This is a genomic window from Cupriavidus necator N-1 (genome assembly GCF_000219215.1).
Classification (GTDB): domain Bacteria; phylum Pseudomonadota; class Gammaproteobacteria; order Burkholderiales; family Burkholderiaceae; genus Cupriavidus; species Cupriavidus necator.
The window spans coordinates 220,012-242,852 of record NC_015726.1 but is presented as its reverse complement, the minus strand read 5'-3'; the positions used below and the strand labels follow the sequence as shown (position 1 = coordinate 242,852).

Annotated in this window: 24 protein-coding genes and 2 riboswitches; of the genes, 5 read left to right on the top strand and 19 right to left on the bottom strand. The window is 68.2% G+C overall.

The window, feature by feature from the left end:
- Positions 1-29: 29 nt before the first annotated feature.
- Positions 30-467, top strand: a complete 438-nt coding sequence (locus CNE_RS01215; RefSeq protein ID WP_013955334.1) for a universal stress protein — start codon at positions 30-32, stop codon at positions 465-467.
- Here CNE_RS01215 and CNE_RS01210 read toward each other — a convergent pair.
- From CNE_RS01210 to CNE_RS01195, 4 genes are all read right to left on the bottom strand, one after another.
- Positions 464-1,699, bottom strand: coding sequence for a multifunctional CCA addition/repair protein (locus CNE_RS01210; RefSeq protein ID WP_013955333.1), 1,236 nt, complete (start codon positions 1,697-1,699; stop codon positions 464-466). The genes CNE_RS01215 and CNE_RS01210 overlap by 4 nt on opposite strands.
- Before the next feature lie 56 nt (positions 1,700-1,755).
- Positions 1,756-2,454 carry a glutathione S-transferase family protein gene (locus CNE_RS01205; protein ID WP_013955332.1) on the bottom strand — a complete coding sequence of 233 codons (699 nt, stop codon included), beginning with the start codon at positions 2,452-2,454 and terminating at the stop codon, positions 1,756-1,758.
- Positions 2,455-2,639: 185 nt separating this feature from the next.
- Positions 2,640-3,662 (bottom strand): complex I NDUFA9 subunit family protein, encoded by a 1,023-nt coding sequence (locus CNE_RS01200; RefSeq protein WP_013955331.1) that lies wholly within the window; start codon positions 3,660-3,662, stop codon positions 2,640-2,642.
- Positions 3,663-3,768: 106 nt separating this feature from the next.
- Entirely contained in the window at positions 3,769-5,721 is a 1,953-nt protein-coding gene (locus tag CNE_RS01195; RefSeq protein WP_013955330.1) for a lytic transglycosylase domain-containing protein, read from the bottom strand.
- Positions 5,722-5,827: 106 nt separating this feature from the next.
- On the opposite strand from CNE_RS01195, the gene CNE_RS01190 reads away from it, so the two are divergent.
- Positions 5,828-6,412 carry a 5-formyltetrahydrofolate cyclo-ligase gene (locus CNE_RS01190; RefSeq protein WP_013955329.1) on the top strand — a complete coding sequence of 195 codons (585 nt, stop codon included), beginning with the start codon at positions 5,828-5,830 and terminating at the stop codon, positions 6,410-6,412.
- 159 nt (positions 6,413-6,571) lie between these two features.
- Here the strand turns inward: CNE_RS01190 and CNE_RS01185 are convergent, their stop codons facing one another.
- The 5 genes from CNE_RS01185 to ahcY all read right to left on the bottom strand — a co-directional run bounded on the left by CNE_RS01185 (position 6,572) and on the right by ahcY (position 10,482).
- Positions 6,572-7,330 carry a Mut7-C RNAse domain-containing protein gene (locus tag CNE_RS01185; RefSeq protein ID WP_013955328.1) on the bottom strand — a complete coding sequence of 253 codons (759 nt, stop codon included), beginning with the start codon at positions 7,328-7,330 and terminating at the stop codon, positions 6,572-6,574.
- Positions 7,331-7,381: 51 nt separating this feature from the next.
- Positions 7,382-7,741 carry a TfoX/Sxy family protein gene (locus tag CNE_RS01180; RefSeq protein WP_013955327.1) on the bottom strand — a complete coding sequence of 120 codons (360 nt, stop codon included), beginning with the start codon at positions 7,739-7,741 and terminating at the stop codon, positions 7,382-7,384.
- Between the two features lie 8 nt (positions 7,742-7,749).
- Positions 7,750-8,580 carry a methylenetetrahydrofolate reductase [NAD(P)H] gene (metF, locus tag CNE_RS01175; RefSeq protein WP_013955326.1) on the bottom strand — a complete coding sequence of 277 codons (831 nt, stop codon included), beginning with the start codon at positions 8,578-8,580 and terminating at the stop codon, positions 7,750-7,752.
- Between the two features lie 61 nt (positions 8,581-8,641).
- Positions 8,642-8,992 carry a phage holin family protein gene (locus CNE_RS01170; RefSeq protein ID WP_013955325.1) on the bottom strand — a complete coding sequence of 117 codons (351 nt, stop codon included), beginning with the start codon at positions 8,990-8,992 and terminating at the stop codon, positions 8,642-8,644.
- Between the two features lie 71 nt (positions 8,993-9,063).
- On the bottom strand, positions 9,064-10,482 hold the full coding sequence (ahcY, locus tag CNE_RS01165; RefSeq protein ID WP_010813332.1) for an adenosylhomocysteinase: 1,419 nt from the start codon (positions 10,480-10,482) through the stop codon (positions 9,064-9,066).
- A 122-nt stretch (positions 10,483-10,604) separates the two neighbouring features.
- Positions 10,605-10,720: riboswitch (S-adenosyl-L-homocysteine riboswitch) on the bottom strand.
- A 58-nt stretch (positions 10,721-10,778) separates the two neighbouring features.
- On the opposite strand from ahcY, the gene thiD reads away from it, so the two are divergent.
- Both thiD and CNE_RS01155 read left to right on the top strand, forming a co-directional pair.
- Positions 10,779-11,606: a bifunctional hydroxymethylpyrimidine kinase/phosphomethylpyrimidine kinase gene (gene thiD, locus CNE_RS01160; RefSeq protein WP_049800538.1), complete on the top strand. Its 828-nt coding sequence runs from the start codon at positions 10,779-10,781 to the stop codon at positions 11,604-11,606.
- Between the two features lie 5 nt (positions 11,607-11,611).
- Positions 11,612-12,046 (top strand): PGDYG domain-containing protein, encoded by a 435-nt coding sequence (locus tag CNE_RS01155; protein WP_013955323.1) that lies wholly within the window; start codon positions 11,612-11,614, stop codon positions 12,044-12,046.
- 21 nt (positions 12,047-12,067) lie between these two features.
- On the opposite strand, the gene CNE_RS01150 is transcribed toward CNE_RS01155, so the two are convergent.
- From CNE_RS01150 to thiC, 9 genes are all read right to left on the bottom strand, one after another.
- Complete coding sequence (locus CNE_RS01150) at positions 12,068-12,520, bottom strand: PaaI family thioesterase (RefSeq protein WP_013955322.1); 453 nt, start codon at positions 12,518-12,520, stop codon at positions 12,068-12,070.
- Between the two features lie 105 nt (positions 12,521-12,625).
- Entirely contained in the window at positions 12,626-12,895 is a 270-nt protein-coding gene (locus tag CNE_RS01145; RefSeq protein ID WP_013955321.1) for a type II toxin-antitoxin system RelE family toxin, read from the bottom strand.
- Positions 12,879-13,103 (bottom strand): type II toxin-antitoxin system RelB family antitoxin, encoded by a 225-nt coding sequence (gene relB / locus CNE_RS01140; protein WP_013955320.1) that lies wholly within the window; start codon positions 13,101-13,103, stop codon positions 12,879-12,881. Before relB ends, CNE_RS01145 begins: the two co-directional genes overlap by 17 nt.
- 53 nt (positions 13,104-13,156) lie before the next feature.
- A complete protein-coding gene (locus CNE_RS01135; RefSeq protein WP_013955319.1) occupies positions 13,157-13,675 on the bottom strand; it encodes a GNAT family N-acetyltransferase in 519 nt (172 codons plus the stop codon).
- A gap of 14 nt (positions 13,676-13,689) precedes the next feature.
- Entirely contained in the window at positions 13,690-14,826 is a 1,137-nt protein-coding gene (locus CNE_RS01130; protein ID WP_013955318.1) for a thiamine phosphate synthase, read from the bottom strand.
- A complete protein-coding gene (locus tag CNE_RS01125) occupies positions 14,823-15,659 on the bottom strand; it encodes a thiazole synthase (protein ID WP_010813326.1) in 837 nt (278 codons plus the stop codon). Before CNE_RS01125 ends, CNE_RS01130 begins: the two co-directional genes overlap by 4 nt.
- Before the next feature lie 3 nt (positions 15,660-15,662).
- Positions 15,663-15,860 carry a sulfur carrier protein ThiS gene (gene thiS, locus CNE_RS01120; RefSeq protein WP_041228272.1) on the bottom strand — a complete coding sequence of 66 codons (198 nt, stop codon included), beginning with the start codon at positions 15,858-15,860 and terminating at the stop codon, positions 15,663-15,665.
- Positions 15,861-15,872: 12 nt separating this feature from the next.
- A complete protein-coding gene (locus CNE_RS01115; protein WP_013955316.1) occupies positions 15,873-17,066 on the bottom strand; it encodes an FAD-dependent oxidoreductase in 1,194 nt (397 codons plus the stop codon).
- A 138-nt stretch (positions 17,067-17,204) separates the two neighbouring features.
- Positions 17,205-19,085, bottom strand: coding sequence for a phosphomethylpyrimidine synthase ThiC (gene thiC, locus CNE_RS01110; protein WP_013955315.1), 1,881 nt, complete (start codon positions 19,083-19,085; stop codon positions 17,205-17,207).
- 101 nt (positions 19,086-19,186) lie between these two features.
- Positions 19,187-19,288: riboswitch (TPP riboswitch) on the bottom strand.
- Between the two features lie 198 nt (positions 19,289-19,486).
- Here thiC and CNE_RS01105 point away from each other — a divergent pair.
- Positions 19,487-21,148 carry an acyl-CoA dehydrogenase family protein gene (locus CNE_RS01105; protein ID WP_013955313.1) on the top strand — a complete coding sequence of 554 codons (1,662 nt, stop codon included), beginning with the start codon at positions 19,487-19,489 and terminating at the stop codon, positions 21,146-21,148.
- A gap of 4 nt (positions 21,149-21,152) precedes the next feature.
- On the opposite strand, the gene CNE_RS01100 is transcribed toward CNE_RS01105, so the two are convergent.
- Positions 21,153-22,832, bottom strand: coding sequence for a GMC family oxidoreductase (locus CNE_RS01100; protein WP_013955312.1), 1,680 nt, complete (start codon positions 22,830-22,832; stop codon positions 21,153-21,155).
- Between the last annotated feature and the right edge of the window lie 9 nt (positions 22,833-22,841).

Below are 22,841 nucleotides of genomic sequence, written 5' to 3'. Positions count from 1 at the left end.
GTGCGGCGCCGGCTTACAAGGAGACCAAAATGTTCAAGCATCTGCTCGTGGCGGTCGACGGCTCGGACCTGTCCGATACGGCCTACCGCAAGGCCATCGAGCTGGCCAGCTCGATACAGGCCCGCCTCACCGCGATCCAGGTCGTCGCGCACTATGACGTGATGCGCCTGCAGACCGCCATGCTCCAGGAAACCCGGCAACGCTTCATGCAGGAAGCCTACCGGCAGGCCGAGGCCTACCTGGCAACGATCGCGCAGGAGGCCGCCGCGGCGGGCGTGCCGTGTGAAACCGCCTGCCCCACCGGCGACCACATCTTCCAGGCCATCATCGACGAGGCTGAGGCGAGGAAGTGCGACCTGATCGTGATGGCCTCGCATGGGCGGCGCGGGCTACAGGCGCTGCTGATCGGCAGCGAGACGCACAAGGTGCTGACACACGCGACGATTCCAGTGCTGGTTTTTCGCTAGCACCCCAGCCGCTGCGCCACCGCCGCCACGCGCGCCGCATGAACGCGGTCGCGGATCTGGCTGACATCATCGCCGCATGCGCGCGCGACGGCGCCGGCGTCGACGGCCGCCGCCGCGTCCAGCGCGGCCAGCAAGCGCGCCGCCTGGGGATACGCGCTCGCCTCAAAGCCCTTGCGTCCGCGCATGTCGGCCTCGCAGGCCTGCAGTGCTTCGGCAAAGCGGGCCGGCTTGCGCAGCGCATCGCAGCGTTCAAGCAGGCGCACCACGGCCGCCGCGCTGAATTCCAGCGAGCGGTGGATATTGCCATGCTCGCGCGCCACCACCACCGCCAGGTCGCGGCAGTCGTTGGGTACGCGCAGCCGCGCGCAGACGGCTTCCAGCAGCTTGACGCTGCGCATCTCGTGGCCGGTATGGCGCGGCAGCACGTCCTCAGGCGTGGTGCCCTTGCCCAGGTCATGCACCAGCGCGGCAAAGCGCACCGGCAGCGGCGCGCCCAGCGCCGCGGCGCAGTCGATCACCATCATCACGTGCACGCCGGTATCCACCTCGGGGTGGTAGTCGGCGCGCTGCGGCACGCCCCACAGCCGGTCCAGCTCGGGCAGCAGCCGCGCCAGCGCGCCGCATTCGCGCAGCACCTCGAACATGCGCGACGGGCGCGCCTCCATCAGCCCGCGCGCCAGTTCCTGCCAGACGCGCTCGGGGACCAGGGCATCGACTTCGCCCGCGGCCACCATCTCGCGCATCAGGCGCATGGTCTCGGCGGCAACGGTGAAGTCCTGGAAGCGCGCGGCAAAGCGCGCCAGCCGCAGGATGCGCACCGGGTCTTCGGCAAAGGCATCGGATACATGGCGGAACAAGCGCGCGGCCAGGTCGCGCTGGCCGCCATGAGGGTCGATCACGGGACCGGCCAGGTTGCCGTCGGCATCGACGGCGCGCGCCATGGCGTTGATGGTCAGGTCGCGCCGGACCAGGTCGTCCTCGAGCGTGACATCGGGCTCGCAGTAGAAGGCAAAGCCCTTGTAGCCCATCGCGGTCTTGCGCTCGGTGCGGGCCAGCGCGTATTCCTCCTGGGTGCGCGGATGCAGGAAGACCGGGAAATCCTTGCCCACCGGGCGAAAGCCCGCGGCCTCCATCTGCGCCGGGGTCGCGCCAACGACCACGTAGTCGCGGTCCTGGCTGGGCTTGCCCAGCAGTTCGTCGCGGATCGCGCCGCCGACGGCATACACCTGCATCGTTCTGGCCTCGTCGTGGGCTGGTGCCGGGCTGGCGCCCGGCACCAGCGGTATTGCTAGTGGTTGATGATTATCGCATCGGGACGATCCGGGGCCAGCCGGTAGGGTTCGTCGTCGGCCAGGAAGTCGCGTTCCTCGCGTGCGCCGGCAATCCATTCCTGCATTGCCGGCAGCGCCAGCATGAAGTCGGCATAGGCCTTGGCGTCCTCGGCTTCGTCGGGCAGGTGGATGCCGTAGGTGGCAAAGCGGCTCACCACCGGCGCGAAGAACGCGTCGGCCACGGTGAACTCGCCGAACAGGAACGGCCCGTTCGCGCCGTGCTGCTGGCGCAGCCCTTCCCAGATCGCGGCGATGCGCTCCACGTCGCGCTGCACGGCCACGTTCCAGCCGCGCCCGGGCAGCACCGCGGTCACGTTCATCGGCAACTGGTTGCGCAGGTTGCCGAAGCCCGAATGCATCTCGGCGCAGACGGCGCGCGCCACCGCGCGCTGGGCACGGTCGGCCGGCCACAGGTGCTTTTCCGGGAAGCGCTCGGCCAGGTATTCGGAGATCGCCAGCGAATCCCACACCGTGACCTCGCCATCGACCAGCGCCGGCACCTTGCCCGCGGGCGAGTAGCGCGCGATCTCGGCAGCGAAGCTGCCGGTGAACAGGCGCACCTGCACTTCTTCGAAATCAATGCCGGCCTGGCGCAGCAACAGCCACGGGCGCAGCGACCAGGAGGAATAGTTCTTGTTGCCGATGACGAGCTTCATCGTGGGTCCTTGGGGGAGGAAACGGAGGGAGACGGCGCAGGCGCGGCGCCTGCCGCCTGCAGGACGGCGTGGCGGCCGCGCGCCGGACTGGTCATTCTGCCAGCGCGGCCGTCCGCGTCAAAGTGAATTGCGCTAGCAACCGATATGAAATCCGGTCACATAGGGCACACCGGCCGCCGGGCCCGTCAGCGGTGCACGCTCGCGCGCATATGGGTCAGCGTGGTATCGCGGTTGCGCCCGGCCAGCGCGTCGGTCATGATCGACTCCAGGCTGGCCGGATGCAGGTTCAGTTCGGGTGCGACCGGGTGTTCCAGCACATTGTCGAGCTGCATCGAGTCGAGGTTGTCGCGCGACAGCAGCGGTTCGCCCGGCATATGCTCCATGATGCTGGCCTGCACCCGTGCCAGCGCATCGGGCAGCGCGATCACCGGGCGCGGATGCCCGGACGCGCGGCCGGCAAAGCGCACCAGCTCTTCCAGCGTATAGACCTGCGGGCCGCCCAGCTCATAGCCGTGGCCGATCGTGGCCGGGTTCACCATGGCATTCAGGTAGGCCTGCACCACATCCTGCACGAATACCGGCTGGAAGCGTGCATGCGCGCACGCCAGCGGCACCACCGGGGCCATCTGTTGCATGTGGGCGAACAGGTTCAGGAAATGGTCGTCGGGGCCGAACACCACCGAGGGCCGGAAGATGGTCCAGTCCAGCCCGCTGGCGCGCACCACGCGCTCGCCGTCGCCCTTGCTGCGCAGGTACATCGACGGCCCGTTGCTGTCCGCGCCCAGCGCGCTCATATGCAACAGCCGGCGCACGCCGGTGGACAGGCACGACGCCGCGATCTGCCGCACCATCTCCACATGCGCGCTGGCAAAGGCTTCGCCGTAGGGGTCGGCGCGCTCGCCGTGCAGCACGCCCACCAGGTTGACGACGATGCCATCCACGCCCAGCGAGCCGATGGCGTCGTCCAGCGCGGCATTGTCGGCCAGGCCCAGCTCCACCACTTCCACGCGCGGCAACAGCAGCAGGTGCTGCGCGTGCTCGATATTGCGCGCGCCGACTACGATGCGGTCCGGGGCGATGGGGGAATCGGGGTTGGCGCCGGGCTCCAGCGGCGCGCCCGAGGCCGAGGCAGCCCCGGCCAAGCGCGAGACGAGGTGGCTGCCGATAAAGCCGGCACCACCGATGACGAGGACGTTGCTGGTCTGCATGATGCCTCCGTGCCAAGAAAACTGCACGCCGCGGCACCCTGCGTCAGCCCGGGCCCGCCGGATCGTCCCGGCAGGGCCCGTCCTGCCCGCCCCCGCAGGGGCAACTTCAGGGCAGGCTGGTAGTGGTCACCGCCGACGGCGCGACCATGCCCAGGCGCGATTTCAGCGACTGCGGCCGGCCACTCATCAATGCAGCATAGTACGTGGCGTTGGAAAGCACATTCTTCACATAGCCGCGCGTTTCATTGAACGGAATGGTCTCTGCAAAGATCGCGCCTTCCACCGGCCGCGCCAGCGTGCTGCGCCAGGCCTTGGGCCGGCCCGGGCCGGCGTTGTATGCAGCCGAAGCCAGCGTCCACGAGCTGTCCAGGTCTGTCAGCACCATGTTCAGGTAGTTGGTGCCGAGCAGGATGTTGATATTGGGATCGGCCATCATCGACGGCGAAAAGTCGGCCATGCCGATCTTGCGCGCGACGTACTTGGCCGTGGCCGGCATCACCTGCATCAGGCCATGTGCGCCCGCCGACGAGCGCGCGTTCATGAGGAAGCGCGATTCCTGGCGGATCAGGCCGTAGACCCACGCCATGTCCAGGCCGACATCGTCGGTGGCACGCTGCATGATGTCGCGGTACGGCATCAGGAAACGCAGCGTGAAGTCATGTTCGTTGCGGGTGCGGTCGGCGGAGTTGACGGTGCGGTCCAGAAGTTCCAGGCGGCGCGCATATTCGGCCGCGGCCAGCAGCTCGCGGTCGCTCATATTGCGCAGTTCCCAGTTCCACTCGCGGTTGCCTTCGAAGCGCAGGTTCATGGCATAGAATTTCTGCGCCCGCTGAAAACCGGCGCGCGTGCGCATGGCCATGGCCTCGGCGTCGCTGACGGTGGTGCGCGCTGGCAGCGTGATGCGGTTGCCCAGCTCTTCGCTGGCCAGCTGGCCGTAGAAGTTGAACTGGCCGGCGATCTGCTGGAAGTTCTGCTGGGCCTCGGTGTCGCGGCCGTCGGCCTTGAGCGCGCGGCCATACCAGTAGATCCAGGCCGGATCCTTGGCGCGCAGTTCGGGGCGCATCAGCTCCACCGCCTGGCGCACCTGCTTCCAGTCGCCCTGGCGCAGCGCGGCGCGCACGCGCCATTCCTGCGTGTCGTCGGAGAGCCACTGGTTGCCGCCCAGGTCCATCTGGCGGCGGTAGAAGCCGGCCGCATCGGGCAGCAGCTTCTTGGCCGCGAACTGGCCGATCACGCCCCAGGCAGCACCCTGCTCGTCGCGCGACAGCGCACCCTGGGCCGTGCCGAGGTAGGCGGCTGCCTGCGACGGGTCGTTGCGCGCCATCTTGACGACGGTGGCCAGCGTATCGCCATCCGCACGCGCGTCGGGCACCAGCGCGGCGATCTTGCCGGCCAGCGTGACAAAGTTCTGTTCCAGCGCCAGACGCGCCTGGTAGGCGACATCACTGCGCTGGATCTGCTGGCTTTGCGCCAGGTAGCCGATCAGGTCGACACAGCCTTCGCCGTAGTATTTGGGGTCACTCAGCACATTGCGCGCATCGGCGGCCACGTTCTGGCCCTTGAGCGCGCGCGACAGCAGCGCATAGCACTCGACCTGGGTATCGTCCTTGAGCGCGAACTGCGGATACTCGACATCGAAATTGGCCCAGTCGCGCTTCTTGCCCAGCACCAGCAGCCAGTCATTGCGCATGCGGTCGGCAATGGCGTCGCCCTTGTAGCGCTGCAGGAATGCGCGCACCTGATCGTCGGGCGCATCGATGCGCGCCAGGCCGCTGGCGTCGAACAGCTGCGGCTTGATGCGGAAGTACTCGACATAGGACGGGACCGGGTAGTCCACCAGCGTGGCCGAGATCGCGTAGGCGCGCTCTACGTCGTTCTTGCGCGCGGCTTCGCGCAGCGCGGTGAAGGCCTCGTCGGGATCGCTCGGGATCACCGCCGCCTGCGGGCGCGACACCGCCTGCGGGCGCTTCTGCGCATGGACGGGCGTGACAAGCAGTGCACATGCCAGCGCGATCCAGGCGGCCCGGCCGGCACGCTGCAGATATACTCCCTTCAGCATTCTTTGCTTCCTTGTCGATGACGGCGGCGCCGGCGCCTGCAACCTTGTGCCCAGCCGCGGCTCCGCCGTCCGTGTTTGGTTCGGACGAGGGGCATTATCCCACGCCATGTCATCCACTCCTGTCACGACCGCACCCAACCCCGCCGCCGACGACCGTCGTGCACTGCGCACGCAGTTGCTGGCGCAACGCGCCGCCCTGCCCGCACGCGCCGAAGCCGACGCACGCATCGCCGCCGCGCTGTCCGGATTGCTGGCCGGCCTGGCCGTGCGCTGCCTGGGTTTCTACTGGCCGATCCAGCAGGAGTTCGATGCGCGCGACGCGGTCGGCCGCTGGCTCGCCGCCATGCCTGGCCGCAGCGCCGCGCTGCCGTCGGTCAGCCGCCCGGGCGCGCCGCTGGATTTCCACCTGTGGACACCGGACACGCCCATGGCCACCGGCCACTACGGCATCCCGGTGCCGGACGGCACCGAGGCCGTGACGCCCGATGCGCTGCTCATACCCTGTGTCGGTTTCAGCCCGGACAAGTTCCGCCTGGGCTACGGCGGTGGCTTCTACGACCGCACGCTGGCGGCCATGGCGCAGCGGCCAGTAGCGATCGGCATTGGCTACGAAAGCTGCCGGCTACCGTTGCAGGCGCAGCCGCATGACATTGCCATGGACTGGATCGTTACGGAATCCGGCCAGTTCTAGTGTCCTGTTCCGTAGATAGCTTTGCCAAAATGAAATCGTCCAGTTGGTCGTCAAGCTAGGCGCGAGGAGGCGCCATAGCCGTAGCTATGGCAACGACGAGCAACGACGCTTGGCGGCCAACTGGGCGATTCCATGGCAAGGTATTTGCGGAACAGGACACTAACCCGGCCCGGCCTCGGCGCCCCGCACCAGCTCATCCACCAGCGCACGCATGCAGCGCCAGTGCGAGCCCTCCCAGAACACGCGCCGGCACTGGTCGCAGGTAACAAAGCTGCGATGGCGCTCGAGCACCCCCTCCGGCACGCGCCCGGCCGCGCCGGCCGCATCCAGCGCGCGCAGCGGCGCGTTGCAGTCCAGGCACAGCGAGAACGGCCGTGCGCTGCGCGCCAGGTCCAGCCGCGCAAAGATCTCCCGCACCTGCAGTTGCGACTTGATCGCGCGCACATAGCAGCCGTGGGTGATGCCGCGGCGCTTGAGCAGCTCGCGGTCGCGAGTCAGCACCACGCGGCCCTGGTCGACGGCGATGCGCTCGATCTCGCTGTCTTCGAAATGGTTGTCATAGAGGGTGTCGAAGCCGGTCATGCGCAGCAGGTGCGCCAGGCCGCCCAGGTGCGCGTCGGCGACAAAGCGCATCACCCGCAGCGGCTGCTCGCGTACCCGCAGCAGCGGGGACACGTCGAGCCGTTCGAACTTGGGATAGACCGAGACCCGGTCGCCATCGCGCAGCTGCCGCTCGAAGCCGGACGATTCGCCATTGACCAGGATCAGCTCGACTTCGGTATGCGGCACGCCCAGCGCCTCGATCATGTGCTTGACCGTGGCGGCGCGCGCGCAGGCGCAGGACAGGTCACGCCGGCGCTGGTCCGGCGCGAGGAAGTCGTTCAGTTCCTCGTAGAAGCGGAAGGTGGCGGTGACCATGGTGCCGAGTATGGCACTGTCGGCAGATCGGCGCGATAGCGGGACCTTGCCTCAGCCCGCATTCCCCAGCCGCAGCGCCGCCTCTACCGCCAGCTTCGCCCAGGGTGTCATCGCGCCGGGCGACTCTAGCGCCGCCGGCGGCAGGCTCAGGTAGTGGCGCATGGTGACCTCGCGCTTTGCCGACTGGTAGCGGAAGGGCTCGCTGCCCTCGGCCTCGAACTTGCCGCGCGTGGCGTCATCGGCCTTCAGGTAGCAGGTGCCGCCCGACACCAGCGCAAACATCAGCCCGTCATAGAACAGGCCATGGCCGCCGAACATGCGCCTGGCGCTGACAGGGCCGATGCGCGCCGCCAGCGGCCCCATCAGCTCGAGCAGATGTTCGATGAAGGGATCGGGGCGGCGCGTGGCCATGGCGGGCGTTACAGCTTCAGGCGCTGCCAGATCGCCTTGGTGGCGCCGGCGGCATTGAGCGTGTAGAAGTGCAGACCCGGCACGCCCGCGGCGAGCAGGCGCTCGCACAGCGCGGTGACCACGTCCAGGCCGAAGGCGCGGATCGATTCGCGGTCGTCGCCGAAGCTCTCCAGCCGCTTGGCCACCCAGCGCGGCACTTCGGCGCCGCACATCTCGGAGAAGCGCATCAGCTGCGAGTAATTGGTGATCGGCATGATGCCCGGCACGATCGGCACCTCCACGCCCTGCGCACGCACATCGTCGACAAAGCGGAAGTAGGCGTCGGCGTTGTAGAAGTACTGCGTAATGGCCGAGTCGGCGCCGGCCTTGACCTTGCGCACGAAGTTGTCCAGGTCGTGGCGCGGCGACTTGGCCTGCGGGTGGTACTCGGGGTAGGCGGCGACTTCGATGTTGAACCAGTCGCCGGTCTCGGCACGGATGAACTCGACCAGTTCGTTGGCGTAGCGGAACTCGCCGATCTCGCCCATGCCCGAGGGCATGTCGCCGCGCAGCGCGACGATATGGCGGATGCCGCCGTCGCGGTACTGCTGCAGGACGGCGCGGATGCTCTCGCACGACGAGCCCACGCACGACAGGTGCGGCGCGGCCTCGATGCCTTCGCGCTGGATTTCCAGGACCGCGTCCAGCGTGCCCTGCTGCGTGGTGCCGCCGGCGCCGAACGTCACCGAGATGTACTTGGGCTTGAGCGGGGCCAGCTGCGCACGCGTGTTGCGCAGCTTCTCCGTGCCCTCCGCCGTCTTGGGCGGGAAGAATTCAAAGCTGAAGTAGCGGTCTTGCATGATGGTGGCGCGCCGCGTTGGCGCGGCGCGCGGTATGGGATTCGTGACAGTGCAGGCCGCGTCAGGCGGTGCGTTCGCCCAGCAGCAGGCTAGCCAGCAGCCACGAGATCACGCTGTACAGGATGGAGCCCAGCAGGGCCGCCCAGAAGCCGCCGACGGTAAAGCCCGACAGCAGGTTGCCGACAAACAGGAACAGCAGCGCGTTGATGACGAAGATAAACAGCCCCAGCGTCAGCAGCGTGACCGGCAGCGTCAGGATCACCAGGATCGGACGGATCAGCGTATTGACCAGGCCCAGCACCAGCGCCGCCAGCATCGCCGAGCCGAAGCTCTTGATGTGGATCGACGAGATGAGGTACGGCAACACGAACAGCGCAACGGCGTTGATGACCCAGACGACCAGTAGTCTCATGACGGCTCCTTGAATGTGGTTTCTCCCCCTCTCCCGCGAGCGGGAGGGGGGCCCTGCCTTACCTGCGCGGATCAGTAGCGGTAGTGGTCGGCCTTGTACGGACCTTCCTTCTTCACGCCGATATACGCGGCCTGCTGTTCGGTCAGTTCGGTCAGCTGCGCGTTCAGCTTGCGCAGCTGCAGGCGCGCCACCTTCTCGTCCAGGTGCTTGGGCAGCGTGTAGACGCCGACCGGATACTTGCCGCTGTCGCGTTCCTGCCAGAGTTCGATCTGTGCGATGGTCTGGTTGGCGAACGAGCTGCTCATCACGTACGACGGGTGGCCGGTGGCGCAGCCCAGGTTCACCAGGCGGCCCTTGGCCAGGATGATGAGCTTCTTGCCGTCGGGGAACTTGACGTGATCGACCTGCGGCTTGATCTCATCCCATTCGTACTTCTCGATCGAGGCGATGTCGATCTCGTTGTCGAAGTGGCCGATATTGCAGACGATGGCCTGGTCCTTCATTTTGGCCATGTGGTCATGGGTGATGACATGGTAGTTACCGGTGCAGGTGACGAAGATATCGCCATGCTCCGCGGCGTAGTCCATGGTCACCACGCGGTAGCCTTCCATCGCGGCCTGCAGCGCGCAGATCGGGTCGATCTCGGTCACCCACACCTGCGCCGACAGCGCGCGCAGCGCCTGTGCGCTGCCCTTGCCCACGTCGCCGTAGCCGGCCACGATGGCCACCTTGCCGGCGATCATCACGTCGGTGGCGCGCTTGATGCCGTCCACCAGCGACTCACGGCAGCCGTACAGGTTGTCGAACTTGCTCTTGGTCACCGAGTCGTTGACGTTGATGGCCGGGAAGCGCAGTTCGCCCTTCTGGGCCATCTGGTACAGGCGGTGCACGCCGGTGGTGGTTTCCTCGGTCACGCCGCGGATGGCCTCCAGGTTGCGGCTGTACCAGCTCGGATCCTTGGCCAGCTTTTCCTTGATGGCGGCGAACAGGTAGGTTTCTTCCTCGCTGCCCGGCTTGGCGATGAGCGACGCGTCCTTCTCGGCGCGCGCACCCAGGTGCAGCAGCAGCGTGGCGTCGCCGCCGTCGTCCAGGATCATGTTGGGGGTGCCGCCGTCCGACCAGTCGAAGATGCGGTGCGTGAAGTCCCAGTATTCCTTCAGCGATTCGCCCTTGAAGGCGAACACGGGCGTGCCGCCGGCGGCAATCGCGGCAGCGGCGTGGTCCTGGGTCGAGTAGATGTTGCACGAGGCCCAGCGCACGTCGGCGCCCAGTGCCTTGAGCGTCTCGATCAGCACGGCGGTCTGGATCGTCATGTGCAGCGAGCCGGCGATGCGCGCGCCCTTGAGCGGCTGCGCGGCGGCAAATTCGTCGCGGATCGCCATCAGGCCGGGCATTTCGGTCTCGGCAATGGCGATTTCCTTGCGGCCCCAGCCGGCCAGGTTAATGTCGGCGACGAGGTAGTCTTGCTTCAGGTCGGTCACAGCGTTCATGTTTCACTCCCGGTGAAGAGTGGCACGCAGGTGACGAGTACGGGGAATCTGGCAGCTATGGCATGGCGCAAGGGCACATGCGAAGCTCGCGGATAGGTCGACTCGCCTCCGTGCGGACCACGGATCAGCGAGCGCCGTTGAAGACAGTCCGAGCCTGGCGGATGGCATGGGGCGGCTGTGCCGCCGGCCGTGCGATGTGCTTCGCAGGCCTCCATCCGTTGCAACGCTCCTCGGAGTGGCGGTATTGTAGCGTGCCCGGGCGCCTTGCGCACCGGCTCCCTCCGATTCCTGCACAGATGATCCCAACGCCACCCCGCACCCTGACCATCGCCGGTTCCGACTCCGGCGGCGGCGCCGGCATCCAGGCCGACCTGAAGACCTTTTCCGCGCTGGGCTGCTTCGGCATGAGCGCCATCACCGCGATCACCGCGCAGAACACGCTGGGCGTGACCGGCGTGCACGCCATTCCCGCCGACATGGTGGCCGCGCAGATCGATGCCGTGGCCAGCGATATCGGCGTGGACGCGGCCAAGACCGGCATGCTGGGCACCGCCGCCATCGTCGAGGCCGTTGCCGCGGCAGCGGACCGGCACGGCATCCGTAAGCTGGTGGTGGACCCGGTGATGATCTCGACCTCGGGCGCGACGCTGTCCGATGACGCCACCACGCAGGCCATGGTGCGGCTACTGTTCCCGCGCGCGCTGCTGGTCACGCCCAACCTGCCCGAGGCTTCGTACCTGCTGGGCCGCAGGATCGCGCGCCGCGCCGAGATGGAACAGGCTGCCGCCGACCTGATCGCGATGGGCTGCCCTGCCGTGCTGCTCAAGGGCGGCCACCTCGAAGACGGCGCCGCCGCCGGCGGCCTGGATGACCTGCTGATGCTGGCCGACGGCAGCGTGCGCGTGTTCACGCATCCGCGTGTCGATACCCGCAACCTGCACGGCACCGGCTGCACGCTGGCTGCCGCGATTGCCGCGCAGCTGGCGCGCGGCGATGCGCTGGAGGCGGCAGTGGGCACGGCGCTGGACTATGTGGCGCAGGCCATCGCCGCGGGCGCGGGGCTGCGGCTGGGCGCCGGCAACGGGCCGCTGAACCATTTGTTCGCGCCGCGCGCGCTGGGTTGACAGACATGACGATGCTGGCCGATATCGACCTGCGCAGCGACCCCGAAGCCGCGTTCTACCTCAAGCATGAAATCGTCGACGTGCTGTTCGCCACCGAACCCGGCGAGCTGATCAGCCGCGAGGGACCCAACCGCTACCAACCCGGCGATGCGCTGATCACCAGCCGCGGCGGCGACCGCTGGTGCGTCTCGCGCGACCGCTTCGACCCCAAGTACGAGGCCGTGCCGCCGCTCGCGCACGGCCAGGACGGCGCCTACCGCAACAAGCCGATCCCGGTACTGGCGCGCGAGATGCACGAGGCCTTCAGCATCGCGCGCAGCGCCGGCGGCGACGTGCTGCACGGCAAGCCGGGCGACTGGCTGATGCAATACGCGCCCGGCGACTATGGCATCACCGAGCGCGCACGTTTCGAACAGGTGTACCGGCCGCTGCAGGACTGAGCGGCCAGGCCGACGCCGGGGTCAGTTGCCGCCGGCGGACAGCGGCACCAGCTTGAATGCGGCCCGCGCCACGCACACCACGGTGCCGGCAGCATCCTTGACCTCGCCCTCGCAGAATGCAATGCGCGCGCCGCGGCGCAGGCAGCGCGCCTCCAGCGTCAGCTCGCCGCGCGCTGCCGCCAGAAAATGCGTGGACATATCGATCGTGATCACGCCGGTTTCCAGCGGCGCATGCGAGCGCGCGGCGCCGCTCAGGGTGAAGTCCAGCGTCGCCATCAGCGTGCCGCCATGCACATCGCCGCGGCTGTTGACCAGCGACGGGTGCGCCGGCAACCGCGTGCGGCAAAGGCCCTCCTCGATCTGCACCGGCTGCAGGCCAAAATAGCGCATCAGCGGCACGTCGATGCCGAAGTAGGGCTTTTCGGGCGTGCCGGGGGCGACGGGGACGATTTCGGGGGCGGTCTGGGAGGACATGGTAGGGATGGCGGGGGATGGTTGGCGGGGAATGCTGCCCGCCATCATAGCGGCGGGCTGCCGCTCGGTTTTGGCGGCTGGGCGAATGTCGCACAAATCTTGGCGCTAGCGATACACGTCCCTGCGGTTCCCAAGACGCAGCACCACAACAGTGATGCGCGCGTCCTCGATCTGGCAAATCAAACGCCAGTCGCCGACCCGGTATTTCCAGTATTCGCCAAGCTCACTCCCCTTCAGGGCTTCGCCAAGCGAGCGGGGGTCGTCGGATGCCGCGACTTGCTCGCGCAAGAACGTGACAATACGCCTGGCGACCGGCCGATCCAGCTTGGCAAGTTGTTTCTCTGCCGTTTGCGTGACTTCAATCCGCCAGGCCAAGCCGCGCCTCCAGCTCATCCAGCGTTACCGTGGATTCTTCGCCGGCGCGAACACGTGCGGCAATCTTGTCTGCCAGATACAGGTCCTCAAGATCATCAAGGTGCTGCATGATGGCCTCACGCGCATAAAACGTCTTGGTGCGGCCGGTGCGTTTGGCAAGGGCTTCCAGGCGGTCTTCGATGTCCTCTGGTAGTCGGATAGCGAGCATGGCAGCCTCCAAAGTGATTGCTATACAAGTATAGCAACGATGGGGTCCTGCCGTCAGAATATCTGCCGCATCGCCACGCGTTGCCGCAATCCCGCCGCCCGTTGCGCCGCCAGTGCATCCGCCAGGAGCGGACAAAGCTCGTCATCGCGCAACTGACGAAACCCCAAGGATGCATAGAACGGCGCATTCCACGGCAAATGCGCAAACGTGGTCAGGTTCAGCGACCGCAATCCGTCCGCCCGCGCCCAGCCCTGCACCGCCCCAACCAGCAAGCGCCCGATGCCGCGACGCCCGTGGTCCGGGTGGACATCCATTTCATCGAGGTAACCGCATTCGCCTTTGCGGCTGGCTAGCGCAAAGCCGGCCAGTTCGCCGCCGCGCTCGGCCACCCACAGGCGCCGCTCGCGCTGCGCGGCGGCCAGTGCCGATTCCGGCGTACTGACCAGGCGCAGTAGCGCGGGCAGGTCGGCGTCAGGAAACAGCGCCGCCGCTGCCAGCTCAATTTCGGGCAGGCGCGCCAGGTCGTCCGCCACCGCCAGGCGGACGCGGTGCGCGGCGGCGGTTGGCGCCATGGCGAGAGCCGCGTTCAGGCGGCCGGGAACAGGCTGACCAGGTGGGCCACCGCGGCCGGCACGTCATCAGCCTCGGTCACCGCGCGCACCACGGCGGCACTGCCGACGCCGACGGCCAGCACCTCGCGCATATTGGCCACGTTGACGCCGCCGATGCCCACCAGCGACGGGATCACCGGCTGCATCAGCTTCACATAGGCGCGGAAGCGGCCCATGCCCTGCGGCTGGGTCGGCATCACCTTGGTCGTGGTGGGGAAGATCGCGCCCAGCGCCAGGTAGCTGGGGCGGATCGCGGCCACGCGCAGCATCTCGGCATAGCCATGGGTGGAGACACCCAGGCGCAGACCCGAAGCGCGGATCGCATCGAGGTCGGCATCGTCCAGGTCTTCCTGGCCCAGGTGGATGCCGTAGATGCCGCTGTGCTCGCCACCGTTGGCGGCGCGGTAGTCGATCGCGGCCTGCCAGTGGTCGTTGACGAACAGGCGCGAAGACGAGCCCTGCATGGCCTTCGCCGCGCGTGCGATCTCGGCGCGCACCTCGGCCGGGTCGTCGGACTTGAAGCGCAGCTGCACCGTCGGCACGTTCAGCGGCGCCAGGCGCTCGATCCATTCGGCGCTTGGCACCACCACGTACAGGCCCAGCGCGGGGCACGGCGCGAACGGCGCCGCGGCCTGCTCGGGGGCCGCCAGGGCGGCGTGCCGCACGTGCGGGAAGCGGGCAAAGTCAGACGGCCAGTCGGCCGAGCCCGGCTCCCAGGCACGTGACAGGCACAGCGCGTCGTGCGCGGGGAAATGCAGCGACAGACTGGCCAGCAGCACCGCAACGAAGGCGGGCGAATGCGGCTGGTCGGTGTCGGCGGCAACGGAGAAGACCCACGTGCCCATCGGCGAGCGCACGGTGTCGATCCACTGGCCACCCTCGCGGTCGGTCTCGATCAGCGTGGCGCCCGCGGCGGCGAGGCGCGCGATCGTGCCTGCGTCGGCTTCGCCGTCGAACAGCAGCACGTCGTGGGCGCCGGGTTGCGCGGGTGCGTCGGCCAGGCGCCAGGCCTGCCACGGCTTGTCATCGACGCCGAAGGTCTCGCCATAGTGTTCCAGCACCGCCTGGCGCAGCGGGCCGTCGCTGGCGGCATGCACGGCGCGGCGGGTCATGCGCGCTGCTCCGTGCTGTCGGCGTGCCAAAACGGCATGCCGACGACAGGGGTGCTGGCCTGCGCCACCTCGCGCTCGGGCATCGGCCCGGCCAGGTAGGCGGTGCGGCCGGCCTCAACGGCCTGCGCAAAGGCGCGCGCCATATTGACCGGGTAGGCAGCCTGCGCCACCGCGGTATTGAGCAGCACGCCGTCGTAGCCCCACTCCAGCACCTGCGCCGCGTGCGACGGCAGGCCCAGGCCGGCATCGACGATCAGCGGCGTGTCGGGCAGGCGCTCGCGCAGCACGCGCATCGCGTGCGGGTTGACCGCGCCGCGGCCGGTGCCGATCGGCGCGGCCCATGGCATCAGCGCCTGGCAGCCCACGTCGAGCAGGCGGCGGCACAGCACCAGGTCCTCGGTGCAGTACGGCAGCACCTTGAAGCCTTCCTTGATCAGGGTCTCGGCCACGGCCGGCAGGTTCAGCGTATCGGGCTGCAGCGTGTAGTCGTCGCCGATCAGCTCCAGCTTGATCCACGGCGTTTCGAAAACCTCGCGCGCCATCATCGCGGTGGTGATCACTTCCTGCGCGGTGAAGCAGCCGGCGGTATTGGGCAGCACCGGCACGTCCAGCGCCTTGAGCATCTGCCAGAAGGCCTGGCCGCCCTCGCCGGCGCCGACCGCGCCCTGGCGGCGCAGGGCAACGGTGATCATGGCGGGCCTGGAGGCCTGCACGGCGGCCTCTAGCGTGGCCGGCGACGGGTAGCGCGCGGTGCCCAGCAGCAGGCGCGAGCCGAACGACTCGCCATACAGCACGAACGGGTCGCGCAAGGTTTCGGAAGGTTCGAAAGTCATGGGTCAGCCTCCCGTCACGGGTTGCACGAGGTCGATGCGGTCGCCGGCCGCGAGAAGGGTGTTGGCGTGGGCGCCGCGCGGCACGAACTGGCCGTTGACCGCCGCGGCAAAGGGGGGCGCGATCTGCGCCGCGCTCACCGCGTCCGCCAGCGTGGCGGAATCGGCAAGGGCGAGCGGTCGGCCGTTGAGCAGGATTTCCATGTCAGTCATGCGTTAGTGCAGCAGTCCGCCAGGTGCGGCCATGGTAGTGGCGGCGGGCGCTTCGGTCACGGCCTCGATCATGCCAGGCCAGCGCAGCGCGGCCGGCACCGCATGGGCCGCGGGATCGCCCTTGAGCAGCGCGCCCACCACCGCGCACGCGGCCTCGGTCACCGCCGGCGCAATCAGAAAGCCATGCCGGTACAAGCCGTTGACGCGCACCACGCGCGCGCGCTGATCCACGCGGATCGCCGGCAGGTGGTCGGGCCGCGTCGGGCGCCGCTGCACGTTCAGCTCCAGCACGCGCGCTTCGCCGAAGGCGGGGTGCAGCGAATGCGCCGCCGACAGCAGCTCCAGCGCGGAACGCACGCTCATGGGCGAATCATCCTCGCTTTCCAGCTCGGTGGCACCGATCACGTACAGGTCGTTGGGCTTGGGCGCGATATAGATCGGGTAGCGCGGATGCAGCAGCCGTACCGGCCGGTGCAGCCTGACGTCGGGCGCATGCACGCGCACCACTTCGCCGCGCAGGCCGCGCAGCCCCGGCTGGGTGCCGCCGGGTTGCGCCGGCCACGACGCGCGCGCGCCCAGGCCGCGGCAATCCAGCACCACGTCGGCACGGATACCAAGTTTGGGCAGCGATTCGGCATCGACCTCGCCGGCCTCCCAGACGCAATGCACGCCTTCGCTGACCGCGCACGACAGCAGCGCGCGCAGCGCGCCACGGTTGTCGAGCTGGCCTTCGCCGGCCAGCAGCAGGCCCTGCGGGAAGCGGCCGGCCAGCGCGGGCTCGACTTCGCCCACGCCCTTGCCGTCCAGCGCGCGCAGCCGCTGCGACACCAGTTCGGGCGGCGCCACCGCGCGCACACGGCTGGTGAACAGCGACATCTCGGCGCGGTCGCGCGCATGCCAGACCACCAGCGTGCCGTCCTCCTGGAAAAAGACCGGCTCAGGCAATTCGGCCAGCCACGCGCGCCACAGGTCGACGCTGGCGATGCCCAGGTCGACGATGCGGCGCTCGGCAATGGCAGATTCCGCCAGCGGCGCCAGCATGGCCGCGGCCACATAGGCGGCCGAGCCCGCGCCGTCCGGACCGGCCCGCTCCACCAGCGCCACGCGGGCGCCGCTGCGTACCAGTTGCCAGGCGGCCAGGCGGCCGGCAAGACCGGCCCCGAGGATGGCGACGTCAAACGACTGCACTGCTGTCATGAGGGATGTAGTGCCGGACGCGCCATGCGGCCGCGTCCGGCCTCCTTGTTGTCGGTGCCGCCGCGCGGGGCGCTGCGCGGCGGCGGATCATGCGCGGGCATGGGTTGCGACCCCATGCCCGTACTACCTGTCACGGCATCACGAGTAGATCTTGCTGCCCTTCTTCAGGAACTCGATCGACTTTTCTTCCATGCCCTGCTTCGCTTCCTTGGGCAGCGACGCCGCGTAATCGCGCACTTCCTGCGTGATCTTCATCGAGCAGAACTTCGGCCCGCACATCGAGCAGAAGTGGGCGATCTTGGCGCCTTCGGCCGGCAGCGTGGCGTCGTGGTACGAACGCGCGCGTTCCGGATCCAGGCCCAGGTTGAACTGGTCTTCCCAGCGGAATTCGAAGCGTGCCTTGGACAGCGCGTTGTCGCGCAGCTGCGCGCCGGGCCAGCCCTTGGCAAGGTCCGCGGCGTGCGCGGCGATCTTGTAGGTGATGATGCCTTCGCGCACATCTTCCTTGTCCGGCAGGCCCAGGTGCTCCTTGGGCGTGACGTAGCACAGCATGGCGGTGCCCATCCAGCCGATGTTGGCCGCGCCGATGCCGCTGGTGATGTGGTCGTAGCCGGGGGCGATGTCCGTCACCAGCGGTCCGAGCGTGTAGAACGGCGCTTCATAGCAGTGCTTCAGCTCTTCATCCATATTGGCCTGGATGCGCTGCAGCGGCACGTGGCCCGGGCCTTCGATCATCACCTGCACATCGTGCTCCCACGCCTTGGCGGTGAGCTCGCCCAGCGTGCGCAGCTCGCCGAACTGGGCGTCGTCGTTGGAGTCAGCGATGCAGCCCGGACGCAGGCCGTCGCCGAGGCTGAACGACACGTCATAGGCCTTCATGATTTCGCAGATCTCGTCGAAGTGCGTGTACAGGAAGTTTTCCTTGTGGTGCGCCAGGCACCACTTGGCCATAATCGAACCACCGCGCGAGACGATGCCCGTGACGCGGTCGGCGGTCAGCGGCACATAGCGCAGCAGCACGCCGGCGTGGATGGTGAAGTAGTCCACGCCCTGCTCGGCCTGCTCGATCAGCGTGTCGCGGAACATCTCCCAGGTCAGGTCCTCGGCGATGCCGCCGGTCTTGTCCAGCGCCTGGTAGATCGGCACCGTGCCGATGGGTACCGGCGAGTTGCGCAGGATCCATTCGCGGGTTTCATGGATGTGCTTGCCGGTGGACAGGTCCATGATGGTGTCGGCGCCCCAGCGGATCGACCACACCATCTTTTCCACTTCCTCGGCCAGCGACGAGGTCACCGCCGAGTTGCCCAGGTTGCCGTTGATCTTGACGCGGAAATTGCGCCCGATCGCCATCGGCTCCAGCTCGGTGTGATTGATGTTGGCGGGAATGATGGCGCGGCCCGAGGCGATTTCCTGGCGCACGAATTCCGGCGTGATGTCTTCCGGACGCAGCGGCAGGCCGGCGCCCAGCGCGTTGCCGGGGTGCTGGCGCAGCAGCGCCTTGTATTCGGGCTTGTCGTACAGCGCCTGCAGGTTCAGCGACTCGCGCAGCGCCACGTATTCCATTTCCGGCGTGATGATGCCCTTGCGCGCATAGTGCATCTGCGACACGTTGGCACCGGCCTTGGCGCGGCGCGGGTTGGTCAGCTGGGCAAAACGCAGGTGCGCGGTGGCGGGGTCGTTGGCGCGGTCGCGGCCGTATTCCGACGACAGGCCCTTGAGCACTTCGGTATCGCCGCGCTCATCGATCCACTTGGCGCGCAGCGCCGGCAGGCCGGCCTTCAGGTCGATATGCACGTCCGGGTCGCTGTACGGGCCCGAGGTGTCGTACACCGGGATCGGCGGATTGGACATCTCGCCCTTGTCGGTGCGCGTCGACGTTTGCAGGATGGTGCGCAGCGGTACGCGGATATCCGGGCGGCTGCCGGTCAGGTAGGTCTTGCTGGAAGCCGGATAGGCGAATTTCTGGTCGAGGTCGCTTTCGAGCGATTCGAAGGATGCAGCGGGGGCAGTACGGGCCATGGGTGTCGTCCTCTCTCTTGCGGGGGTGGACGAAACCAGGAGCCTTGTGAGCGCTGCCTGGGGCCTGAGGCCTGGGGCGGCGAGTCCCGGAGGGACTGGAGACTTGGTCTTGTGAAACTTCCCACGCCGGTACTAGCCGGATCGGGTTCGAAGGGACTCTCTCAGCCGCACGGCCCATCCGTACGGCACCCCTGTTTCATCCAACGGGGTGAATTTAAGCACAAGCCCCCGGCGGGCGCTAGTGCCAATTGACCTCCATTTGTGGTGCCACAGCTGTGCGCACAGGTATCAAATAACGCATGCTGCAGCGCACGAATCCCACGCAAGGGCATGGCAATGCACTCAAACGCGCGTCACGTGCTCTACCATGCAAGCAGGACGCGTCCACCTTCCATGCCGCCATGACTGAAGCTGCCACCCACCGCGTATTCAACCAGGTGCCCGATCTCGCGCACTACAACCTGTTTTCCACCGACCCGTCGCTGCGCGGCGCACTGGATCGGCTGGGAGGCGGCTGGCATGCCGCGGCGCTGGGCCAGTTCGGCGCGCGCCTGGGCGAGCCGGAAGTCCAGCAATGGGCAGCCGATGCCAACCGGCACACGCCCGAGCTGCATACGCACAGCCGCACCGGCGAGCGCATCGATGCCGTGGATTTCCACCCGAGCTGGCATGCGCTGCTGGGCTTGCTGCGCAGCCAGCAGCTGCAGGCCCTGCCCTTCGCCCAGCCGCGCGCGGGCGCATGGGTGGCGCGCACCGCCGGCTACTTCCTGCAGGCGCAGGTGGAATCCGGCTCACTGTGCCCGCCCACCATGACCTTCGCCAGCATCCCGGTGCTGCGCAAGGAAACCGCACTGTTTGCCGAACTGGAGCCGCGGCTGTATGCGACCGAACACGATGCGCGCGACCTGCCGTGGCGCAGCAAGAGCGCAATCATGATCGGCATGGGCATGACCGAGAAGCAGGGCGGCTCGGACGTGCGCGCCAACACCACCGTGGCGCGCGCGGTGCGCGGCGAGGGCCGCGGCGCGGAATACGCGCTGACCGGGCACAAGTGGTTCTTCTCCGCGCCGATGTGCGATGCGCACCTGGTGGTCGCGCGCATGGGCGCCGAAGACGGCCCGCTGTCGTGCTTCTTCGTGCCGCGCTTTCGCGACGACGGCAGCAAGAACGCGGTGCTGATCCAGCGGCTCAAGGACAAGCTCGGCAACCGCTCCAATTCCAGCAGCGAGGTGGAATTCCGCGACGCCACCGGCATCCTGATCGGCGAGGAAGGCCGCGGCATCCCGACCATCATCGAGATGGCCACCAGCACGCGGCTCGACTGCGTGATCGGCAGCGCCGCGATCCTGCGCGCCGCCTTTGTGCAGGCGCTGCACCATGCGCGCCACCGCAGCGCCTTCGGGCGCCTGCTGGCCGACCAGCCGCTGATGCGCAATGTGCTGGCCGACCTGGCGCTGGAATCCGAAGCGGCCACCCTGCTGATGATGGAGCTGGGCCACGCCTTCGAGCACGCTGACGATGATCCGCTCGCGGCGGCATGGAAGCGCGTGGTCACCCCCGCGGCCAAGTTCTGGGTCTGCAAGCGCACGCTGGAAGCCACCGGCGAAGCCATGGAAGTCTGGGGCGGCAACGGCTACGTGGAAGAAGGCCCGATGGCGCGGCTGTACCGCGAGGCGCCGGTCAACTCGATCTGGGAAGGCTCGGGCAATATCATGTGCCTGGACGTGCTGCGCGCCATCCAGCGCAATCCCGACGATGCCGCACGCTTGCTGCAAGACCTGTCGCGCCGCGCCGGCGGCCATCCGGCGGTACGCGCAGAACTGGCATCGCTGCAGGCCATGCTGCACGAGAACCCCGAACTGCTGGAAGCCAATGCACGCCGCTTTGCGCAGGGGCTGGTGCTGACCGCACAGGCCGCGCTGATGCTGGCGCATGCCGATACCGAGAATGCGGAGCTGTTCGTCGCCAGCCGGCTGGGACGGCAGCACGGGCGCGTGTTCGGCACGCTGGATGCGGATGCCGACGTGCTCAAGCGGGTGTTCTCGCGCGGCTTCGAAGGCTGACGATTCAAGCCTCCATTGATTCCAGCACCCGCAGCATCACCCGCGGCGCATAGCGGATCAGGTCATGCGCGCGCTCGCCGATCATGATGGCGGGCGCATTGATGTTGCCGCCGACCAGGGTCGGCATCACCGACGCATCGACCACGCGCAAGCCCTCGACGCCGCGCACGCGCAATTGCGGGTCCACCACCGCCATCGCATCCATGCCCATGCGGCAGGTGCCGACCGGGTGATAGATGGTGTCGGCATGCTCGCGGATCATCTCGCGCACGGCAGCGTCGTCGCTGCCATCGGCTCGCAGGCCGGCGGAATAGAGTTCGCGTCCGCCAAAGCTGGCCAGCTGCGGCTGCGCAAAGATGCTGCGCACGATGCGCACGCCAGCCACCATGTCGTCCAGGTCGCGCGCATCGCTCAGGTATTGCGGGTCGATCAGCGGCGCGCGCCGGATATCGTGCGAGGCCAGCCGCACCTCGCCGCGGCTGCGCGGGCGCAGCACGCAGACATGGCAGGAATAGCCGTGGCCGAAGTTCAGCCGGCGCATGTGGTCATCCGCCATGCCGACCACGAAATGCAGCTGCAGGTCGGGCTCGGGCAGATCCGGGCGGCTGCGCAGGAAGCCGCCTGCCTCGGCGAAGTTGCTTGACATCATGCCGGTGCGCTCGCGCCGGTAGCGCAGCATTTCAGACACCAGCCGCGCCAGGCCGCCGAACGACACGCCGAACAATTCAGGCACGGCCACGCGCTTGTGCAGCACGATGTCGAGATGGTCCTGCAGGTTGGCGCCCACGCCAGGCAGGTCATGCACGACGGCGATGCCGTGCTCGCGCAAGTGCGCGGCGGGGCCGACGCCCGACACCATCAGCAGCTGCGGCGAGCCGAATGTGCCCGCGCACACGATCACGTCGCGGCGCGCGCGCAGCAGTTGCCGGCGGCCCTCGCGCACCACCTGCACCCCGGCCGCATGGCGGCCTTCGAAAACGATGCGCAGCGCCTGCGTATCGGTCAGCACCTGCAGGTGCGCGCGGCCGCCGTTGCAGGCCCGGTCGCGCTTGTTGCCACCGTGCAGGTAGGCACGCGCCGCGTTCCAGCGCTCGCCCGCGTGCTGCGTGACCTGGTACCAGCCCACGCCCTCCTGCTCTTCGCCGTTGAAATCGTCGTTGCGCGGGAAGCCCGCCTGCTGCGCGGCCTCGATGAAGCGTTCGGCAAAGGGGTTGGGAGTGCGCAGGTCGCTCACGTGCAACGGGCCGTTGCCGCCGTGCAGCGGGTCGTCGTCGCTGCCGGCCAGGCGTTCATTGCACTCGGCGCGACGGAAGTACGGCAGCACGTCGTCCCACGACCAGCCGTCGCAGCCGGCGGCGGCCCACGCGTCGTAGTCGGCGGCACGGCCACGCGTGTAGATCATGGCGTTGATCGAAGAACTGCCGCCCAGCCCGCGCCCGCGCGGCTGGTAGCCGCGGCGGCCGTTCAGGCCCGGCTGCGGCACGGTTTCATAGCCGTAGTTGCGTGCCCCCGCGCGCGGCAGCAGCGCGGCAAGCGCCGCGGGTGTGCGTACCAGCACATGGTGATCGTGGTGCCCGGCCTCGACCAGGGCAATGGTGTCGTCGCCGCTGTCGGCAAGCCGCCCCGCCAGCGCACAGCCCGCCGAGCCCGCGCCGACGATGACGTAGTCAAAGGTGGTTTCCATCTGTCTCCC

What these genes read in the sequence shown, in the direction of transcription:
- CNE_RS01215 (WP_013955334.1), top strand. Translation starts at nt 30, where the DNA reads ATGTTCAAGCATCTGCTCGTGGCGGTCGACGGCTCGGACCTGTCCGAT.
- CNE_RS01210 (WP_013955333.1), bottom strand. Translation starts at nt 1,699, where the DNA reads ATGCAGGTGTATGCCGTCGGCGGCGCGATCCGCGACGAACTGCTGGGC.
- CNE_RS01205 (WP_013955332.1), bottom strand. Translation starts at nt 2,454, where the DNA reads ATGAAGCTCGTCATCGGCAACAAGAACTATTCCTCCTGGTCGCTGCGC.
- CNE_RS01200 (WP_013955331.1), bottom strand. Translation starts at nt 3,662, where the DNA reads ATGCAGACCAGCAACGTCCTCGTCATCGGTGGTGCCGGCTTTATCGGC.
- CNE_RS01195 (WP_013955330.1), bottom strand. Translation starts at nt 5,721, where the DNA reads ATGCTGAAGGGAGTATATCTGCAGCGTGCCGGCCGGGCCGCCTGGATC.
- CNE_RS01190 (WP_013955329.1), top strand. Translation starts at nt 5,828, where the DNA reads ATGTCATCCACTCCTGTCACGACCGCACCCAACCCCGCCGCCGACGAC.
- CNE_RS01185 (WP_013955328.1), bottom strand. Translation starts at nt 7,330, where the DNA reads ATGGTCACCGCCACCTTCCGCTTCTACGAGGAACTGAACGACTTCCTC.
- CNE_RS01180 (WP_013955327.1), bottom strand. Translation starts at nt 7,741, where the DNA reads ATGGCCACGCGCCGCCCCGATCCCTTCATCGAACATCTGCTCGAGCTG.
- metF (WP_013955326.1), bottom strand. Translation starts at nt 8,580, where the DNA reads ATGCAAGACCGCTACTTCAGCTTTGAATTCTTCCCGCCCAAGACGGCG.
- CNE_RS01170 (WP_013955325.1), bottom strand. Translation starts at nt 8,992, where the DNA reads ATGAGACTACTGGTCGTCTGGGTCATCAACGCCGTTGCGCTGTTCGTG.
- ahcY (WP_010813332.1), bottom strand. Translation starts at nt 10,482, where the DNA reads ATGAACGCTGTGACCGACCTGAAGCAAGACTACCTCGTCGCCGACATT.
- thiD (WP_049800538.1), top strand. Translation starts at nt 10,779, where the DNA reads ATGATCCCAACGCCACCCCGCACCCTGACCATCGCCGGTTCCGACTCC.
- CNE_RS01155 (WP_013955323.1), top strand. Translation starts at nt 11,612, where the DNA reads ATGACGATGCTGGCCGATATCGACCTGCGCAGCGACCCCGAAGCCGCG.
- CNE_RS01150 (WP_013955322.1), bottom strand. Translation starts at nt 12,520, where the DNA reads ATGTCCTCCCAGACCGCCCCCGAAATCGTCCCCGTCGCCCCCGGCACG.
- relB (WP_013955320.1), bottom strand. Translation starts at nt 13,103, where the DNA reads ATGCTCGCTATCCGACTACCAGAGGACATCGAAGACCGCCTGGAAGCC.
- CNE_RS01135 (WP_013955319.1), bottom strand. Translation starts at nt 13,675, where the DNA reads ATGGCGCCAACCGCCGCCGCGCACCGCGTCCGCCTGGCGGTGGCGGAC.
- CNE_RS01130 (WP_013955318.1), bottom strand. Translation starts at nt 14,826, where the DNA reads ATGACCCGCCGCGCCGTGCATGCCGCCAGCGACGGCCCGCTGCGCCAG.
- CNE_RS01125 (WP_010813326.1), bottom strand. Translation starts at nt 15,659, where the DNA reads ATGACTTTCGAACCTTCCGAAACCTTGCGCGACCCGTTCGTGCTGTAT.
- thiS (WP_041228272.1), bottom strand. Translation starts at nt 15,860, where the DNA reads ATGGAAATCCTGCTCAACGGCCGACCGCTCGCCCTTGCCGATTCCGCC.
- CNE_RS01115 (WP_013955316.1), bottom strand. Translation starts at nt 17,066, where the DNA reads ATGACAGCAGTGCAGTCGTTTGACGTCGCCATCCTCGGGGCCGGTCTT.
- thiC (WP_013955315.1), bottom strand. Translation starts at nt 19,085, where the DNA reads ATGGCCCGTACTGCCCCCGCTGCATCCTTCGAATCGCTCGAAAGCGAC.
- CNE_RS01105 (WP_013955313.1), top strand. Translation starts at nt 19,487, where the DNA reads ATGACTGAAGCTGCCACCCACCGCGTATTCAACCAGGTGCCCGATCTC.
- CNE_RS01100 (WP_013955312.1), bottom strand. Translation starts at nt 22,832, where the DNA reads ATGGAAACCACCTTTGACTACGTCATCGTCGGCGCGGGCTCGGCGGGC.